Origin of the sequence: Paenibacillus catalpae (genome assembly GCF_900112695.1) — a bacterium.
Lineage (GTDB): Bacteria > Bacillota > Bacilli > Paenibacillales > Paenibacillaceae > Pristimantibacillus > Pristimantibacillus catalpae.
Window position 1 is genome coordinate 521,295 of record NZ_FOMT01000002.1, and the last position, 16,165, is coordinate 537,459.

A 16,165-nucleotide genomic window follows, 5' to 3' on the forward strand; every position below is an offset into this window, starting at 1 on the left:
ATTATCAGCCTACAACTTTTAACCATAGATACAGCCCACTTAAAGTAATAAACAAAACAGGAACCGTTAGGATAATACCCGTTTTAAAGTAAGCTCCCCAAGAGATCTTAACTCCCTTACTCGACAACACGTGCAGCCAAAGCAAGGTAGCGAGTGAACCAATAGGAGTAATTTTCGGACCTAAGTCAGAGCCAATCACATTTGCATACACGAAAGCTTCATGAAGCACGCCTGTAGAATTCGTATTATGAATAGCAAGTGCATTTATCATGACTGTTGGCATATTGTTCATGATCGAAGAGAGGATAGCAGCTATGAAACCAGATCCTACTGTGGCTACAAATAAGCCTTGATCGCCAACCCATTTAAATACATCGCCTAGCTCATCAGTCAGTCCAACATTTCTAAGTCCATATACAACGACATACATCCCGATAGAGAATGTGACAACTGCCCATGGCGCCCCTTTTACAAGCTTCCAAGTATGGATCTCCCGGCTCTGACGGGCAAGTAGCAAGAAGATGATAGCTGCAATACCAGCGATAATAGATACCGGTACATTAATGAACTCACTTGTTAAATAAGCGATTAGAAGAACGGCAAGGATAATCCAGGAAATCTTAAATAGTCGCTTGTCTTTGATCGCGTCAACCGGTTTCTTCAATTGTGCCAGGTCATATTGCTTAGGTATGCTTTTTCGGTAGAAGAAAAAGAGCACAAGTAAGCTCGCAGCAACAGAGAAGAGAGTAGGAACGATCATACGACTAGCATATTCCGCGAATCCTACGCCGAAAAAGTCTGATGACACAATATTCACCAAGTTACTAACGACAAGCGGTAGGGAAGCCGTATCGGAAATAAATCCACTTGCCATAATAAAAGGAAGAATCATACGTTCATCAAACTTTAACGCCCGGACCATGGCCAGAACAATTGGCGTTAAGATAAGAGCCGCACCATCGTTTGCGAAAAAAGCAGCTACTGCCGCACCTAATAAAATGACATACACAAACATCAAATGACCGTTTCCTTTGGCAGCTCTAGCCATGTGAAGCGCTGCCCATTCAAAGAAACCAATCTCATCAAGAATGAGCGAAATTAGAATGACCGCGACGAACGCAAGAGTAGCGTTCCAAACAATTTGGGTAACGTCCCACACGTCATGAAAATTTACAACTCCAAAGATGAGTGCGATTACAGCTCCGCCACATGCAGACCAACCGATATTAAGACCTTTTGGCTGCCAGATGACGAATACTAAGGTAACTAAAAAAATGATTGATGCAATAGCCAGCATAATGCCTCCTGGTTTAAGTACAGCCTTTAACTGTATTGATTTTCTCTTGCATAGATGGAAGTTGATCAATCAACTGCTTCAAATAATTCTTGTCATCTAAGTTCAATGAATAGTAAATCCACTGACTACGGCGCTCCTCGTTAATTAGACCGCCCATTCTTAGTTTTTTAAGATGTTGGCTAATATTCGGTTGAGTTGTTTCTAAAATTTCAACGATATCACAGACGCACATCTCTCGGTGCCGTAAAAGCGCCATAATGGATAACCTAGTTTTATCGGAGAGAAGCTTAAGCTCATCGGACATCTCCTCAATCGATTGCATATTTTGCCCCCTTTCCATAACTAGCTTTCTAATTACAGGGTAATTATATACGCGATCAATTATATAAGTAAATAGTTATATCAGTAATTACTTATTTAACTTGGGGTTAACAAAAGTTAATGTCCAGATAACAAAGTAGACCTATAATAAAAAGCTTCTGCATTTAGCAGAAGCTTCTCATCACTTTAACATCCTCTATCCGTTTTGCATGATGTAGATTCATTTTTTGGACTGCAGCAGCCACTACTAATAGTGGTCACTTCGATTGGCCGAATAGTCACCTTCTTCGGGGCAGGCGTACAGCAACTATTGTTGTTATCACTTATTTCTTGTGACCTGGACACAGAGCAGACGCCAGTCTCCGGGAGATGAAGTTGCACTTCACGAGCTGCTATAAAATCACCTGCTAGTGCAGCAACAACACTACGAACTTGTTCAAAGCCTGTAGCTAGCAGGAATGTCGGAGCTCGACCGTAACTTTTCGATCCCACAATATAAAAATCTTTTTCAGGCTGACGAAGTTCCGCTTCACCATGAGGGCGCACAGTGCCACAGCTATGAATATTAGGATCAATCAAGTCAGCAAGTTGTGGGACGGACTCCACAGCAGTATCAGCTGCATATCGCAATTCAGAAAGGAACGAGAAATCAGGTCTTGCTCCCGTTGCTACAATAACCTCATCGATTTTATCAAGAGAGTATGCCTTATCTAATTTAGTGCCATGTAGTGATAAGGTTTCTGATTCTTTTCTGAGTTCATCAATAAGAAATGGGGTATGAACCTGTACATTGCCCTGTTGTACATATTGGTTAGCTCGGGTACCTAGTGCTCCGCGAGCCGGCAGCCCATCATTTTCTCCGCCGCCAAAGGCATCCGAAACCTTTTGCTTTCTTAGTACCCAATGGATTGTTGTTTCCGGGATCTCCATTTTCAACTCATTTAACAATGTGAGTGATTGAATGGCCGAGTGACCACTGCCTACAACAACGATGTTCTTCCGTGCATATCGTCCTTTATCTGCACCCAGAATATCTGGGATACCATACTGAATGTGATCTTTATTATTGATCTCGCCTTCAGCAGGATGACCACTTGTGCTCATCGGGTTAGGTGTGAGCCATGTGCCGGTGGCGTCAATGACAGCAGAAGCTTCTTTACGCAATAACTTACCGTGCTGCTCATATTCAATAATAAAGGGGGCAAGATCCCGGCCGGCCGTTTTCATTTTATCGAATCCTTTTCGATAGATAGCTTTAACCGATGATTGAAGATGAATAAAGGGTTGTAATTGTTTTAGCTGAGATAGTGGTAATAGGTACTCATTAATTAATTCCAGCCCCGTAGGCATGTGATCTTTTACTGGAGCGTGCCACCCAGACTCCATAAGGAGCTCCTTAGCAGCTGTATCTATGTTAAATTCCCAAGGGGAGAACATCCTTACATGTTTCCAACTAAGTACAGAGGACGCGATATGAGTGCCTCTTTCAAATAAAATAAAGGGCATATTCCTTTTTACAAGTTGTGCAGCAGCAGCTAATGCTACTGGCCCGCCACCGATAATAGCTGTTGGTAATGGTTTATTCATTTTGTACTTCCTCCCTAGATTTTATTTGCAATTTGCAAATATATGATAAAAAGTAAACCTCCATTATTTTGGAGGCACACAACATGCTGCTGATTTTTGCATAGCATCATTAAACAATTGAATGGAGCGTAGAACTGTTTCTCGTTCAAAATGACTCATTGTTGACAGGACGCCATTCAGTTGAGTATTTACAGTAAGGTTAATCGCATTTTCAACGCTTAATCCTTCAGGTGTTAGCGATAAAATATTGATTCGTTGGTCAGAAGGGTGCGGCGTTTTCTTTACTAATCCTTTATCAGTCAAGGTTTTAACCTGTCTGCTAAAAGTGGTGATGTCCATTCCAAGAGCCCCAGCAATATCCTGCATGGAGGGATTATGCTGACGATTAATTTCATAAAGAATATGACTTTGTACAAGTGATACCTCTTGGCCGCAGCAGGAATCGCAGCATTGTTCGTTTAACAAACCAAAATTTCGGGACAGGATCTGAAACATAGTTCTCACATTTTCCATTTGCATGACCTCCTGAATCAGTTATAGCATTTATATTTGCAAATTGCAAGTAATTGTGTATAATCAATTTTAAAATTACCAGAAGCAGGAGGTTTCTAAAATGTTAGATCTCATTATTATTGGGGCTGGACCGTACGGGATATCGGTAGCAGCACATGCCGCTGCAAAGAAACTAAGCTACAAACTGTTTGGATATCCCATGGATTTCTGGAAGAATCAGATGCCACAAAACATGTACATTCGAACGCCGCATGACCTGGTTAGTTTTTCTGATCCTGAAGGGGAATACACTATTCAACTGTTTGCGAAAGAAACAAATACAGACCTCGAATCTCCTTTGCCACGCACCGTATTTGTACGCTATGCCTTTTGGTTTGTTGAAAGGGCTGGGATCCAGTTCACATCAGAGCTTGTTCGTAATGTAAGCTACAATGGATCGTTTTATACGATTACGGCAGAGTCGGGTGATAAGTTGGAGGCTAAAAACGTTGTAATAGCAACAGGGGTTAAAGATTTTCAATTTATCCCGTCACTGTACAGCGAATTGCCTGAGTCCTATGTGTCCCATACTTTAGGTTATACCAGCTTTGATGAGTTTCGTGACAAATATGTTGTCGTTGTTGGAAGCGGACAGAGTGCTTGGGAGGCTGCAGCTTTATTATACCAGGCTAAATCAAAGGTTAAGCTCCTGTATAGGAAAAAGAGGCATGTATACGGCGGAAGTCGGATAGGCGAATTGATCTTAAGAAGAATAGGTGATTTTTTTTATAAGCTCCCACGACCCTTAAAAAGACTGCTATGGAAAGCCGGTTCAGTAACCGTACCTATTGCACGCTTTTTAAAACCGTTAGTTGAAGAGAAGGTACCTGTGTTTGCAAACATAACTATAAATCAGGTGAGGGTAGTAAATAACAAAGTACAGCTAAAATTCACTAATGGTGATGAAACATACGCTGATCATATTATCGTTGCATCCGGCTTTAAAATTGATATAGATAAGTTACCCTTTGTTGAAGACCACCTAAAAAAACAGATTGTTAGAGAAGAAGAGAATGGAGCATTTCCGAAACTAAATCAGAACTTTGAAAGCAATCTGAAAGGGCTATTCTTCGCAGGGCCTTTATCTGCACATAGTCATGGTCCTACATTTCGATTTATACTTGGGTTAGGCAAAGCTTCAAAAACGATTATACGCTCTATAACGAAACAGGAGGAGAGCTAATGCCGGCGATACTCGTCAGACATGCAACATTAATGGATCTAAAAGATGTGTTATCCATATATAATCAAGGAATTGAAGACCGTATTGCCACTCTTGAAGTTGAACCAAAAGATATCAGCTATATGGAAAGCTGGTACAATGGCCGCAGTGAGCGATATTCAGTTCTAGTTGCTGTTAAAGGGGATGCAATTGTAGGGTGGGCATCCTTAAATAAGTATTCTCCCCGTTCTGCTTATGATGGTGTGGCTGATTTGTCAATCTACATTCAAAGAGATCACCGAGGGCAGGGGATTGGAAGTATATTGCTTGCTGCTCTTGAAGACGCTGCCTTACAAAATGGTTTTTATAAGATTGTTCTTTTTACTTTCCCATTCAACAGCTTAGGTCAAGGATTATATCGTAAACAAGGATACCGCGAAGTGGGCATCTTTATTAAGCAAGGGATTATAGACGGTAATTTTGTAGATGTCATGGCTATGGAGAAGATATTGAACTAACGGCGAACTATAGTTCAATCAATAAAGCTGCAGCAGACAGGTGGATCTGCTGCAGCTTTTGTTAAAGTAAAGGGCAGGATAGTGGGGTATTACAAAGGGCTTCCGGTTATGTTTTAATGTAGCGGCCGAGTCAGATCAATCTGTTCGTAAAAAAACTATTGATTATGACAGGAGTTGTCACCATTAAAGTTTACACTATCAGGGAGAGATCAATCCTAAAGGTTGAAGGAGCTGTATAACCATGGAAGTACAATTGACCCCGTTTATTATGCTGGACGGAGGCGCCCGGGAGGCGATCGCCTTTTACGAGCAAGCGCTGGACGCGAAGGTAGTATTCAAGCAGACCTTCGGCGAAGCGCCCGGAGAAGCCGGACAAGCGGTGCCGGAGCAGGCGAGGGACCGATTGGCCCATTCCGTCCTGAAGATCGGAGGAACGGATCTGTTCGTCGCCGATACCGATCCGGGGGCTCGGTTCGCGCAGGGCAATCAGGTGAACATCTGCATAACCGTCGCCGATAAGGAGCAAGCCAGGAAGTATTATGAGGCGCTGAAGGAGGGCGGGCAGGTGGATCTCCCCCTGCAGGAGATCCACTTCAGCCCCGCGTACGGGATAGTGACCGACATATTCGGCGTCACCTTCCAGATTTTCACGAAGAGGGCGTAATGGAGTGGCGTCTTTGATTGCGCTAACGGGAAACGTTAGTTCCATACAACTACGAGCAGCAGCCGCAAGTCAGTGGCTGCTATTTTTATGGAAGTAAAGAGCATTTTCTTTAATTGGCAGCTGTTATTAATAAAATCGGGTACGAGTTTTTAGAGTGTATTTCATTGAATGAACATGAACTAATGAAATATGAACCGTTGGCAGGATCATACGCGGTGGTTAGATTTGATGCTAAATATCTTATTTGTTTTAATACATGGAGAGAACAGTGGGAATTACCTGCTGGAGGAAGAAATGATGGTGAAACAGCTAAAGAATGCGCTATACGGGAGCTTTTTGAGGAAACAGCGCAGGTTGTTCACGATATGGATTTTAAAGGCTTATTGAAGGTTAGAAAACCTGATGGAGCAATAAAATATAATCCAATTTACTTTGCTGATCTGGAATACATAGCTCCCTTTTTTTGCAAAGTAGCTCATTACGCTAAAGGGGAACGTTAGTTCGGAATAACACAGCAGCAGCCGGTAAGGGGATCAGCTGCTGTTTTTGTTGAAGTAAAATGGCATTAGAGCGTGGTATTATGGGGAAAACAGTATAGAAAACAGGAGAACTAGCGTTCATGATTGAGAACATAAAGATGTGGGCTAAACAACTTAAAAGGAAGGTTTTTGTACTTTATTTTGCATATAAGGATAATCGAACTCCTTTGTATGCAAAAGTATTTGCCATATTTGTTGTTGCATACGCATTTAGCCCAATTGACTTGATACCAGATTTTATACCCATATTAGGATATCTGGATGATGTAATACTTGTTCCACTTGGCGTAGCGATATCATTGAAAATGATACCTGGTAATGTCATTCAGGAGTGTACAGTAAAAGCCGAGGAACGAATGAAGAATGGAAAACCGAAAAATTGGCTTGTTGGAAGTATAATTATTTTGGTGTGGATTGTAGCTTTTATTTGGATTTCTTTTACCGCATACCGTTATTGGTTCAACTAACTGGGAACGATAGTTTGAATTAAAAGGATATGGCTACAGCTGTGGCGGATACTTTTTCATTTGTACAAAAATGAGTTTAAATTGAGAGAGTTCAATAGAGCGGCAGTCTGGAGTTATTTCTCGCCCAAGATTAGCCGTTTTGTTTTTTTGGACAAGATGTATATTAAAAAGTAATTATAAAGGGAGAAATTGATTATGAAGGTTAAGAAAACAGTTAAGTTAATTGATTTAGTTGGTGAAATTGAGATGCAAATAGACGATACTTTTACTTATATTAATTCAGCAACAGGAGAAGTTTTTATGCTTACAAGAGAAGAAATTGGAGCGGCTGAAGATGAAGATCCACTCGAGAAATTTCCTGAATGGCAAAGAGAGAACATCGAAAAAGCAATCCAGGTTCTTGAAGATGAAAACGGGATTTATATCGACTTTACATTAAGAAACGACTTCAATGAATATGAACTCATGGAAGATTTTATTGGGGCTTTAGAAGATGAAAAAATTCGAGAAAAACTGTTTGAGGAAATTCAAGGGCGAGGAGCATTCCGAAGATTCAAAGATTCCATTATTGAACAAGGTGTTGATAAGCAATGGTATGACTACAAAGAAAGAAAAATAAAGGAATTAGTAATTGGATGGTGTAAGGCTCACGATATTGAAATTCAGTATTAAGCTGTCGATGCCGCCCTTCGAGATGTGGATCCGGCGTTGGCCCAGTATATGCCGGGCAAAGATGGATCTGGCATGGTGCCTTGGGGCATTCACGTCATCGAACCAAAGAAAATCAAATCCTGCACGTTCAAAACTTCATTCATACGCCATTATTTTCGCGATTTGGGCTGCCTGAGCAAATTGACCAATGAATTTCGTCATTGACTTACGTCTATATCATTGAGAATAACCAAACAACGAATATCATGAGAGAGGTGTCTATTTAAAATGGAAACGAGTCAACCGACGAAAGTAACCGTGCAGGCCGTCATTCAAGCCCCTGTCGAGAAGGTATGGCGCTATTGGACCGAGCCGGATCACATCACGAATTGGAATCAAGCGTCCGAGGAGTGGCATGCGCCGAGAGCCGAAAACGATCTGCGGGTCGGCGGCAAGTTTCTGACACGGATGGAAGCGAAGGATGGCAGCATGGGCTTTGATTTTGGCGGCGTCTACGATGTCGTGAATCGGCATGAGGCGATCGGCTACACCATGGAAGACGGAAGAAGAGTGGATATTGCTTTCGTCGATCAAGGGGATGAGACGAAGGTCATTGAAACGTTCGACGCGGAAAGCTCCAATCCCGTCGAGTTCCAGCAAGCAGGCTGGCAAGCAATCATGGAAAATTTCAAAGTCTATACCGAACAAAACTAATCATCGCGAAGAAGACGCCGGGGAAGATGCCCGGCGTCTTTCTTTTTGAACCCTAGTACGACGTGCTCTCCGTTAGCCTTAACCTTGTGCCGCATCCATGTTCATGTAGTTAATGGCCCACAGATGGCCGTCCAAGTCCACGAAGCCCCAATGATACATGAACCCATGATCTTCAGGTTCAGCGTGCAATTTCCCGCCCAAGGAGACCGCGGTATTCACGATTTCATCGACCTTTTCCCGGCTCTCGAAGGCCAATGCGATCGTCATCTGAGCATACTTGCTCGTATCGACGGATTCCTTCTCCGTGAGCGTATTAAAGAATGCTTGATTGATCAGCATGACCTGCAGGTTGTCGCCGATCACGATGGCTACCGAATTCTCGTTCTCGGGGAATTGCGGGTTGAGCTCAAATCCGAGTCCGGTGAAGAACGCTTTCGATTGTTCTACGTTTTTTACAGGCAGGTTGAAGCTCGTGAATGCGGACGTTAATGCCATTTTCAAAACACCTCTTCGTCAAATTAGTTTGTGTTCATTTATGCCTTCGTTTATATAGACGACAGCCGATCCGGGAATTCATCGGTCTCATGGATTCGGAAGCGTAAATTTTGAAAAATAAATTGGTATTGAGTTCGGATACGCCATTCCCGTAAGGTTGCTTATTCTTATTGTGCAGGGATAAAGATTGAACCTCTCTAAAAAAGAATTCGTCTGAATATATGACTATTAAAGGGTACCGAAGGGCGAAAGCACCCCAATACAAAATATTTTTTTGGGAGGGATTGACATCATAAGGTCAATCGGATATATTTGTTACATACCAACCGAATGTATGGAAGGAGAAGACGAATGGCAAGGAATAAATATCCTGAAGAAACAATCAATCAAATCCTAACCGTAGCTCTTAACCTGTTCATTCAAAAAGGATACGAGCAGACCTCCATTCAGGATATCATCAACGAGCTGGGTGGGTTGACAAAAGGGGCGATTTACCATCACTTCAAGTCGAAAGAGGAGATCTTGGAAGCCGTCACCAACCATTTGTTCAAGGGTGTTGACGAGATGCTGTCCGGTGTCCGGGACGACAATGGGCTGAACGGACTGGAAAAGCTTCGCAAAATTTCCCGCGTCTCACTCGACAATCCCGCCCAAGACGAAATGGCATCGGTGGCTCCGAACCTCTTACGCAATCCGAAGATGCTGGCGGCACAGATCGAGAACATCATCGAAAAAGCCGTACCCGTCTATATCCAGCCCATCATCGAACAGGGTATGCGAGACGGATCGATCCGAACCGATTATCCAAGGGAGCTTAGCGAAGCGTTAATGATTCTCACCAATATATGGCTAAACCCGGCGGTCATTCCAGCTTCGCCCGAGATGATGTTGCGCAAGTTAAGGTTTTTCGATGAAATACTGAAAGGCCTGGGGCTTGACCTGTTCGATGAGCAAATATTTCAACGATACGAGGAACTGTTTCGTATGTCAGCTAGAGAAGTCAGCATAGAGAAGTAAACTGTCGAAAGGCAGCTTATTTTTCACCTATACATACCGTCGGTTGGTATGTATAGGTGATCCGGGTTAAAAGCGTAGTATAGAAAACTTATTATAAGGAGATGTGAATGTTATGAATCAGAAATTAACAATGACTTCCCGCTCGCAGGAACGTAATGTAGTGACCAACTTTAGCGGAAGCAACCTAGCGAAGAGCGACTTAGCAGGCGTTACGGCCCATAAAGGACAGTTTAACGGCAGCGCGCTGCATGGTTCCGACTTTTCGGGGGCGGATTTGACCGGCAGTTCGTTTAAGGGCAGCGATGTACGCCATGCCATTTTTGATGGCGCGAATCTAACGGACTGCAGCTTGTTAGCGCTTGACCTTTCGAATGCAAGCTTCAACAAGTCGATTCTTGTACGAACCAATTTCAATAGTTCGCAGCTTGACGGAGCTAAATTCACGGGAGTTAGACTGACCGACGTCACGTTAGCGACGACCGATCTTAAGACAACGATATTTGAAGGCTGTTTATTTGACGGGGTTGATTTCAAGTACTCAGATCTGAGCGGGCAGCGTTTCGACGGACAGACGTTTATCGGCGTTAAGTTTGACCGGGCGGCATTAAGCAACGCTTCGTTCAAGGGCGCTACATTAAAAAATGTTTCTTTCCACCCGGGTTTTACTCTGACTAAGAAATACTATCGCTTGATCAAAACCATCTGCTTTGACAACGCAACGATGGATAAACTGACATTTGCTGCTCTCAAAGGCATGGATGCTAATTTGTCAAAAGTCACAGTCATTTAATATAAGGGAGGTAACCAAATGAAAACCGTACAAACCAAGACCATTCAAGTAAAAGGACTGCAAAAAACCTACAAGCAGCTTCATGTCTTAAAGGGCGTAGATTTTGAGGTGGAAAAGGGCAGTATTTTCGCCCTGCTCGGCTCCAACGGGGCGGGCAAGACAACGACCGTCAAAATCCTCACCACGCTGCTCAAACCGGACAGCGGAACCGCCACCGTGTGCGGCTTTGATGTTGCATCAAAGCCGGACCATGTGCGGCAGTCGATCAGTTTGACCGGGCAATTCGCCGCGGTTGACGAGATTTTGACCGGGCGGGAGAATCTTATTATGATCGCCAAGCTGCGGCATCTTAAAAATCCGCGTCAGGTTGCGGACGATATGCTTAAACGCTTCGGCTTGACGGATGCCGCGGACCGAAAAGCATCTACTTATTCGGGCGGTATGCGCCGCAGGCTCGACATCGCCTTGAGCCTTGTGGGAAAACCGCAGGTTATTTTCCTCGACGAGCCGACTACCGGACTTGACCCCGAGGCTCGCATCGAGGTTTGGAAGATCGTCAAGGAGCTGGCGGGCGGCGGCACCACGGTATTCTTGACCACGCAGTATTTGGATGAGGCTGAGCAGCTTGCCGATCGAATTGCCATTCTGCACGAGGGTAGGATTATTGCCAATGGCACGCTTGAGGAACTGAAAAAGCTGTTTCCGCCAGCAAAGGCGGAGTACGTGGAAAAACAACCTTCATTGGAAGAGATCTTCCTTGCAATCATCGGTAAAAAGGAGGCAATGTAAAAATGGAAACAGTGAAGAAACATTTTTTCAGCGATATGGGTGTTATGCTTGGACGTTCCATGCGCCATATTTTCCGCAGCATGGACACCATCGTCACGGTCTGCATCACTCCGATTGCGATGATGCTGCTGTTCGTCTATGTGTTTGGTGGAGCAATCCAGACCGGTACGGATAACTATGTGAACTACCTGTTGCCCGGTATCCTGCTGATTGCGATTGCAAGCGGTATAGCCTATACGTCGTACCGCCTATTTCTGGATAAGCAACGGGGCATCATTGAGCGGTTCCACACCATGCCGATAACGCGTTCCGCCGTGCTGTGGGGGCATGTTCTGACCTCGGTGGTATCCAACGTCATTTCGCTTATCGTCATCATTCTCGTAGCGCTCGTGATGGGTTTCCGCTCGTCGGCGGGGGTGCTGCCATGGCTTGCCGTAGCCGGTATACTCGTGCTGTTTACGCTGGCTTTGACTTGGGTTGCAGCGATTGCCGGACTGTCCGCAAAATCGGTGGAAGGCGCAAGCGCATTTTCCTATCCGCTTATCTTCCTGCCGTTTATCAGCTCGGCGTTTGTGCCGACTGAGTCAATGCCGACTGTCGTTCGCGCCTTTGCAGAGAACCAGCCGGTGACCTCGATCGTGGAAGCGATTCGTGCGCTGCTATCAGATCAACCGGTGGGCAATGATATATGGGTCGCGCTTGCATGGTGCGTCGGAATCACGGTCGTGGCATATATCTTTGCCATGAGGGCGTATAAAAAGCGGGTGTAAGAATATCTCTACAAATGGGAAACATGTGGGCCCAAGACGGCTCGCGAGGCTATGGCTTCGCGGGCTGTTTGCTTTGGGTGGATCGTTTCAAGCGGAATACCGTTAGCAATACTTCAGTTCTTTAATACTAAAGGGCAGATTAATTTAAGAAGTCCAGTTTTTATTCTATTTTATCCCCAAACTTCTTCCCGAAATGTTCCATTAAATCAATAATGGGGATTAGTTCCTCTCCTTTCAATGTTAATGAATATTCAACACGCGGAGGTACCTCTGGATAAATTTTGCGATTAATTAAGCCATCCGCTTCTAATTCTCGAAGTTGTTTTGTTAGGGATCCTTGTGAAATTCCCCCTAAATGAGTCTTAATTTCATTATATCGACGAGGGTTAAATTTTAAAAACCAAAGAATTAGATACTTCCAACGTCCCGAAAGTATGTTTTGAGTATAGGCAATGCCATATAGCTCTCTATGATCTTTCTTACATTCTTCACTAAATTCATCCTCATTTATTCTAGACACCTTAATCACTCATTTCTGCTGTTAGGTACGAAAAAGTGTACTATGTCCATTTTTATTGCCTTCTTCAAATATCCGAGCAACGTATATATAGTAGTACATGTATACAGATTACTCAATCAAGGGACCATGAAATAGGATATTGGAGGAATGGAAATGAGATTTGGAATTATAGGTGCAGGACCAATCGGATCTAATATTGCGAAAAAATTGGTTGATAATGGACATGATGTCAAGATTGCAGACGCTCGTGGGATTGAACGCTTGGAAGGGAAAAATCTTACAGGAACACCTGTGATCGTAGAAGATGTCATTAACAATATCGATGTTCTTATAACATCGATCCCTTTCTATGCATTGCCAAGCATTCGCAACATTATAGATAAAGTTGGGGAGGAAGTCGTCGTTGTAGACACTTCAAATTATTATCCTCAAATCAGCGGTACAATCGAAGACGTGGAGAATGGAATGGTTGAAAGTGTTTGGGTGTCCAATCATTTGGGAAGACCCATCATTAAAGCGTTCAACAATTTCTTAGCCTATACGTTAGAGCATCATGGAACTCCCGAAGGGACGGATGGACGCATTGCTATAGCGGTTGCTGGCGATGACCTATCCCATAAACAAATCATCATGGGTGTAGCAAACGATCTTGGCTTCGATGCCGTAGATAGCGGTTCTTTAAGCGATTCGTGGAGACAACAGCCAGGAACCCCAGCGTACTGCACCGAACTTACAAAAGAGGAACTAGCTATAGCCTTAACAAAAGCGAATAAAGAAAAAGCGCCGCTTCTGCGCGAAAAGGTCATGGAAAAGCTGATAGCTTCAGGTGGAACATTTTCCATTCATGATGTTGTTAAAGCAAATAGAGAAGTATTCAATTCATAAATTACAAATCCCTGTACCTTCAACTAACAGAGAACGTTAGTTTGAGTCCATCCAGGAGCAGTTTGCCACCGCGGCAGCTGCTCCTTCGTCGTTAAGTTAAATGATTGGGTAGTTGAAGTAAAGGGCAGATTACTTCAAAAAGCTTTGAAATAACAGGATAATTATGGTACAAATTTGTTGAGGTTAATTAGGTATGTGCGACTGGCGAAAACGTGGAGTACCACAAGGAAGCACATATTTCATACGCCGTTCGCCTGGGCAAAGTGTTTGATCTTAGATCAGATGCTTTTTTTATTTCCCATTCTTGAAAGGGTAGGTGTTATGAAATGAAAATTGCTTATGTTCTATTTGACAAGATGACAACGTTAGATTTTGTTGGTTTTTACGATGCGGTATCCTGGTTAAGAATTCTAAATGTCAAAGAAGGAGTTTCGTGGGATCTCTGTGCAAACAAAGATGAAATTACAGACGATCGAGGTATGACAATAAAAATTAAGCATATTTATCCAGATTTATCTGGGTATGATTTAATATTTATCCCAGGTGGTATGCCTACTAGAGAACTGAGATATGATACCAAGTTTGTTTCATGGATTCAAAGTGCTCATGATGTACAGTACAAAGTATCTGTCTGCACAGGTGCATTACTTTTAGGGGCTGCAGGATTCTTAAATGGTAAATTGGCAACAACGAATCCATCTGCATATGATTTGTTGACTCCTTATTGCTCAGAGGTTGTTAAGGCTCGTATTGTACGGGATGGAGATACTTTTACAGGTGGCGGTGTATCAGCTTCTATTGATTTAGGTTTGTACCTTGTTGAGTCATTAACGAATGCGGATGTGGTGAAAAAGGTTCAAAAGATGATGGATTATCCGTATTATAGGGCGGGGAATTTAACTTATGTTTTCATGCCACACGAATAACACTTTCATAAACTTCTAAAAACTAAAAGTTTATCTTTTATAGCGGGTTGCCCGCCGCGAGATTATGCCCTTGCTGATCGTAAAATCACCAAGAATAGGGACTGCAGACTACAGTCCCTATTCGACTTTAATCTATTAATCTTCTTGCCAGGAACGACTACCAGATCAATGTCCCTCCGGTTCTAACCTAGTTTCTGCGAACCATTGAACCACACGGATTTGATCGACAGGGTATCCGAAATATTAGTGGTCGGATCACCGTTTATGAGAACAAGATCAGCACGCGCACCTTCGGTAATCCGGCCTCGATCATGAAGACCAAAACAACGGGCCGGTTTGGAAGTAGCCGACTGAAGAGCTTCGATCGGAGTGAACCCAGCCTTCACCAGAAGCTGCATTTCGTGGTGGACACTGGCTCCATGAGCAAGCCCACCAAGGTTCGGAACGGGAACCGGCGCGACATCCGTCCCTACAAGAATATCAACTCCGGCACGGTGAAGATCCATTACATTCTTAAAGCTATTTTCCATATTGCCTTGTGGGAACGTATTGAAGCTTGAGTTCAAAATATCGATCCAATCCGGACTTAATCTGGAATGAACCCGCGGATCTTTCGCCAATTCCGATGCCGTATTTCCAATAATCGATGAATTCAACACCAAACACGGTGTAACAAAAGCTCCTGAATCCGCTATGGATTTAACTAATTCGGACGTGAACTCAGGTCTATCGATAAACAAGTGGCCCAAACCGTCGACTCCAAAATCGATGGCTGCTTTCGATGAAAGAGCCGTCAAGACGTGGGCGATGACCAACTTATCGAATTTGTGGGCTTCAGACACGGCTGTTTTTAGAATCTCATCGCTTAGAACAGGCAAGCCAGGCGCATTCATGACCGTTCCTTCTTCGATCATGATCTTAATATAGTCAGCTCCATTCTCCACTTGGGTATGCACATGTTTGATCGCTTCTTCAACTGTCGTCACTTGCGGTATTTCTTCGTGATCGTGAGCGTATGCGGCCAACATTGCTTCCCTGTCTTCCTCCGATAACTTCTCTAGTTCCTTTAATATAAACTCCGGTATTTCATCTCCATCCGGCAGTAATTCATCTGGGTGTCCACCGGGAGCGGTAATTGCTGTACCGGCAGAACGGACGTCCGCGACGTCATCCGCATTTTTCAACTGAATTTCGCGCCCTCTTTTAGTGAAATCGCCATTCATTTCGAGTTCTGTTGTAACGCCGAATTTTAAGGCATCTCGTAATCCGCCGATTGAGGTATGGACATGTGCATCAATCAGACCAGGTATTAGTGTCGTATTTTCACCATCGATAATCGTTGCATCGGCTGGAATGTTTCCGCCCACTGAAATAATGGACTCCCCTTTAATGACAATATGTCTGGGAGCAATAATTTGATATCCATCAAAGATTCGTACATTTGTAATCGCCGTAATTTGTTCTAATGCAGCATTTTGATTTACTTTCTCCATTTCAATTC

The 16,165-nt window shown here is 43.5% G+C and carries 20 protein-coding genes and 1 riboswitch; of the genes, 13 read left to right on the forward strand and 7 right to left on the reverse strand.

The window, feature by feature from the left end; genetic code table 11:
• Positions 1-4: 4 nt before the first annotated feature.
• The 4 genes from BM200_RS10005 to BM200_RS10020 form a co-directional block, all read right to left on the reverse strand.
• Positions 5-1,297, reverse strand: a complete 1,293-nt coding sequence (locus tag BM200_RS10005) for an arsenic transporter (protein WP_091184575.1) — start codon at positions 1,295-1,297, stop codon at positions 5-7.
• 13 nt (positions 1,298-1,310) lie between these two features.
• Positions 1,311-1,619: an ArsR/SmtB family transcription factor gene (locus BM200_RS10010; protein WP_091184578.1), complete on the reverse strand. Its 309-nt coding sequence runs from the start codon at positions 1,617-1,619 to the stop codon at positions 1,311-1,313.
• 185 nt (positions 1,620-1,804) lie between these two features.
• The gene (locus BM200_RS10015; protein ID WP_091184581.1) at positions 1,805-3,205 is read right to left on the reverse strand and encodes an NAD(P)-binding domain-containing protein; all 1,401 of its coding nucleotides are present in this window, start codon (positions 3,203-3,205) and stop codon (positions 1,805-1,807) included.
• Positions 3,206-3,268: 63 nt separating this feature from the next.
• Positions 3,269-3,718, reverse strand: a complete 450-nt coding sequence (locus BM200_RS10020) for a MarR family winged helix-turn-helix transcriptional regulator (protein WP_091184583.1) — start codon at positions 3,716-3,718, stop codon at positions 3,269-3,271.
• 100 nt (positions 3,719-3,818) lie between these two features.
• Between BM200_RS10020 and BM200_RS10025 the strand changes: the two genes are divergently transcribed.
• From BM200_RS10025 to BM200_RS10055, 7 genes are all read left to right on the forward strand, one after another.
• Positions 3,819-4,940, forward strand: coding sequence for an NAD(P)-binding domain-containing protein (locus BM200_RS10025; protein ID WP_091184585.1), 1,122 nt, complete (start codon positions 3,819-3,821; stop codon positions 4,938-4,940).
• On the forward strand, positions 4,940-5,437 hold the full coding sequence (locus BM200_RS10030; protein WP_091184588.1) for an arsinothricin resistance N-acetyltransferase ArsN1 family A: 498 nt from the start codon (positions 4,940-4,942) through the stop codon (positions 5,435-5,437). The genes BM200_RS10025 and BM200_RS10030 overlap by 1 nt, the downstream gene beginning before the upstream one ends.
• Before the next feature lie 241 nt (positions 5,438-5,678).
• Complete coding sequence (locus BM200_RS10035) at positions 5,679-6,101, forward strand: VOC family protein (RefSeq protein ID WP_091184591.1); 423 nt, start codon at positions 5,679-5,681, stop codon at positions 6,099-6,101.
• A 113-nt stretch (positions 6,102-6,214) separates the two neighbouring features.
• A complete protein-coding gene (locus BM200_RS10040) occupies positions 6,215-6,601 on the forward strand; it encodes an NUDIX domain-containing protein (protein ID WP_245772970.1) in 387 nt (128 codons plus the stop codon).
• A 119-nt stretch (positions 6,602-6,720) separates the two neighbouring features.
• Positions 6,721-7,107: a YkvA family protein gene (locus BM200_RS10045; RefSeq protein ID WP_091184592.1), complete on the forward strand. Its 387-nt coding sequence runs from the start codon at positions 6,721-6,723 to the stop codon at positions 7,105-7,107.
• Between the two features lie 195 nt (positions 7,108-7,302).
• A complete protein-coding gene (locus BM200_RS10050; RefSeq protein WP_091184595.1) occupies positions 7,303-7,779 on the forward strand; it encodes a UPF0158 family protein in 477 nt (158 codons plus the stop codon).
• A 267-nt stretch (positions 7,780-8,046) separates the two neighbouring features.
• On the forward strand, positions 8,047-8,472 hold the full coding sequence (locus BM200_RS10055) for an SRPBCC family protein (RefSeq protein WP_091184596.1): 426 nt from the start codon (positions 8,047-8,049) through the stop codon (positions 8,470-8,472).
• A gap of 78 nt (positions 8,473-8,550) precedes the next feature.
• Here BM200_RS10055 and BM200_RS10060 read toward each other — a convergent pair whose 3' ends face one another.
• A complete protein-coding gene (locus tag BM200_RS10060) occupies positions 8,551-8,967 on the reverse strand; it encodes a VOC family protein (RefSeq protein ID WP_007729208.1) in 417 nt (138 codons plus the stop codon).
• A gap of 351 nt (positions 8,968-9,318) precedes the next feature.
• Between BM200_RS10060 and BM200_RS10065 the strand changes: the two genes are divergently transcribed.
• The 4 genes from BM200_RS10065 to BM200_RS10080 all read left to right on the forward strand — a co-directional run bounded on the left by BM200_RS10065 (position 9,319) and on the right by BM200_RS10080 (position 12,333).
• On the forward strand, positions 9,319-9,984 hold the full coding sequence (locus BM200_RS10065) for a TetR/AcrR family transcriptional regulator (RefSeq protein WP_091184599.1): 666 nt from the start codon (positions 9,319-9,321) through the stop codon (positions 9,982-9,984).
• Positions 9,985-10,096: 112 nt separating this feature from the next.
• The gene (locus BM200_RS10070) at positions 10,097-10,774 is read left to right on the forward strand and encodes a pentapeptide repeat-containing protein (RefSeq protein WP_091184601.1); all 678 of its coding nucleotides are present in this window, start codon (positions 10,097-10,099) and stop codon (positions 10,772-10,774) included.
• Positions 10,775-10,792: 18 nt separating this feature from the next.
• On the forward strand, positions 10,793-11,563 hold the full coding sequence (locus tag BM200_RS10075; RefSeq protein ID WP_091184603.1) for an ABC transporter ATP-binding protein: 771 nt from the start codon (positions 10,793-10,795) through the stop codon (positions 11,561-11,563).
• A 2-nt stretch (positions 11,564-11,565) separates the two neighbouring features.
• The gene (locus BM200_RS10080; RefSeq protein ID WP_091184605.1) at positions 11,566-12,333 is read left to right on the forward strand and encodes an ABC transporter permease; all 768 of its coding nucleotides are present in this window, start codon (positions 11,566-11,568) and stop codon (positions 12,331-12,333) included.
• Between the two features lie 160 nt (positions 12,334-12,493).
• On the opposite strand, the gene BM200_RS10085 is transcribed toward BM200_RS10080, so the two are convergent.
• Positions 12,494-12,853: a winged helix-turn-helix transcriptional regulator gene (locus BM200_RS10085; RefSeq protein WP_175532820.1), complete on the reverse strand. Its 360-nt coding sequence runs from the start codon at positions 12,851-12,853 to the stop codon at positions 12,494-12,496.
• Between the two features lie 153 nt (positions 12,854-13,006).
• Between BM200_RS10085 and BM200_RS10090 the strand changes: the two genes are divergently transcribed.
• Both BM200_RS10090 and BM200_RS10095 read left to right on the forward strand, forming a co-directional pair.
• The gene (locus BM200_RS10090) at positions 13,007-13,738 is read left to right on the forward strand and encodes an NADPH-dependent F420 reductase (protein WP_091184609.1); all 732 of its coding nucleotides are present in this window, start codon (positions 13,007-13,009) and stop codon (positions 13,736-13,738) included.
• Between the two features lie 187 nt (positions 13,739-13,925).
• Positions 13,926-14,005: riboswitch (ZMP/ZTP riboswitch) on the forward strand.
• 59 nt (positions 14,006-14,064) lie between these two features.
• On the forward strand, positions 14,065-14,664 hold the full coding sequence (locus BM200_RS10095; RefSeq protein WP_091184612.1) for a DJ-1/PfpI family protein: 600 nt from the start codon (positions 14,065-14,067) through the stop codon (positions 14,662-14,664).
• A gap of 182 nt (positions 14,665-14,846) precedes the next feature.
• Here the strand turns inward: BM200_RS10095 and BM200_RS10100 are convergent, their stop codons facing one another.
• Positions 14,847-16,157: an amidohydrolase family protein gene (locus BM200_RS10100; RefSeq protein WP_091184614.1), complete on the reverse strand. Its 1,311-nt coding sequence runs from the start codon at positions 16,155-16,157 to the stop codon at positions 14,847-14,849.
• Positions 16,158-16,165: the final 8 nt, after the last annotated feature.

What these genes read in the sequence shown, in the direction of transcription:
- BM200_RS10005 (WP_091184575.1), bottom strand. Translation starts at nt 1,297, where the DNA reads ATGCTGGCTATTGCATCAATCATTTTTTTAGTTACCTTAGTATTCGTC.
- BM200_RS10010 (WP_091184578.1), bottom strand. Translation starts at nt 1,619, where the DNA reads ATGCAATCGATTGAGGAGATGTCCGATGAGCTTAAGCTTCTCTCCGAT.
- BM200_RS10015 (WP_091184581.1), bottom strand. Translation starts at nt 3,205, where the DNA reads ATGAATAAACCATTACCAACAGCTATTATCGGTGGCGGGCCAGTAGCA.
- BM200_RS10020 (WP_091184583.1), bottom strand. Translation starts at nt 3,718, where the DNA reads ATGGAAAATGTGAGAACTATGTTTCAGATCCTGTCCCGAAATTTTGGT.
- BM200_RS10025 (WP_091184585.1), top strand. Translation starts at nt 3,819, where the DNA reads ATGTTAGATCTCATTATTATTGGGGCTGGACCGTACGGGATATCGGTA.
- BM200_RS10030 (WP_091184588.1), top strand. Translation starts at nt 4,940, where the DNA reads ATGCCGGCGATACTCGTCAGACATGCAACATTAATGGATCTAAAAGAT.
- BM200_RS10035 (WP_091184591.1), top strand. Translation starts at nt 5,679, where the DNA reads ATGGAAGTACAATTGACCCCGTTTATTATGCTGGACGGAGGCGCCCGG.
- BM200_RS10045 (WP_091184592.1), top strand. Translation starts at nt 6,721, where the DNA reads ATGATTGAGAACATAAAGATGTGGGCTAAACAACTTAAAAGGAAGGTT.
- BM200_RS10050 (WP_091184595.1), top strand. Translation starts at nt 7,303, where the DNA reads ATGAAGGTTAAGAAAACAGTTAAGTTAATTGATTTAGTTGGTGAAATT.
- BM200_RS10055 (WP_091184596.1), top strand. Translation starts at nt 8,047, where the DNA reads ATGGAAACGAGTCAACCGACGAAAGTAACCGTGCAGGCCGTCATTCAA.
- BM200_RS10060 (WP_007729208.1), bottom strand. Translation starts at nt 8,967, where the DNA reads ATGGCATTAACGTCCGCATTCACGAGCTTCAACCTGCCTGTAAAAAAC.
- BM200_RS10065 (WP_091184599.1), top strand. Translation starts at nt 9,319, where the DNA reads ATGGCAAGGAATAAATATCCTGAAGAAACAATCAATCAAATCCTAACC.
- BM200_RS10070 (WP_091184601.1), top strand. Translation starts at nt 10,097, where the DNA reads ATGAATCAGAAATTAACAATGACTTCCCGCTCGCAGGAACGTAATGTA.
- BM200_RS10075 (WP_091184603.1), top strand. Translation starts at nt 10,793, where the DNA reads ATGAAAACCGTACAAACCAAGACCATTCAAGTAAAAGGACTGCAAAAA.
- BM200_RS10080 (WP_091184605.1), top strand. Translation starts at nt 11,566, where the DNA reads ATGGAAACAGTGAAGAAACATTTTTTCAGCGATATGGGTGTTATGCTT.
- BM200_RS10090 (WP_091184609.1), top strand. Translation starts at nt 13,007, where the DNA reads ATGAGATTTGGAATTATAGGTGCAGGACCAATCGGATCTAATATTGCG.
- BM200_RS10095 (WP_091184612.1), top strand. Translation starts at nt 14,065, where the DNA reads ATGAAAATTGCTTATGTTCTATTTGACAAGATGACAACGTTAGATTTT.
- BM200_RS10100 (WP_091184614.1), bottom strand. Translation starts at nt 16,157, where the DNA reads ATGGAGAAAGTAAATCAAAATGCTGCATTAGAACAAATTACGGCGATT.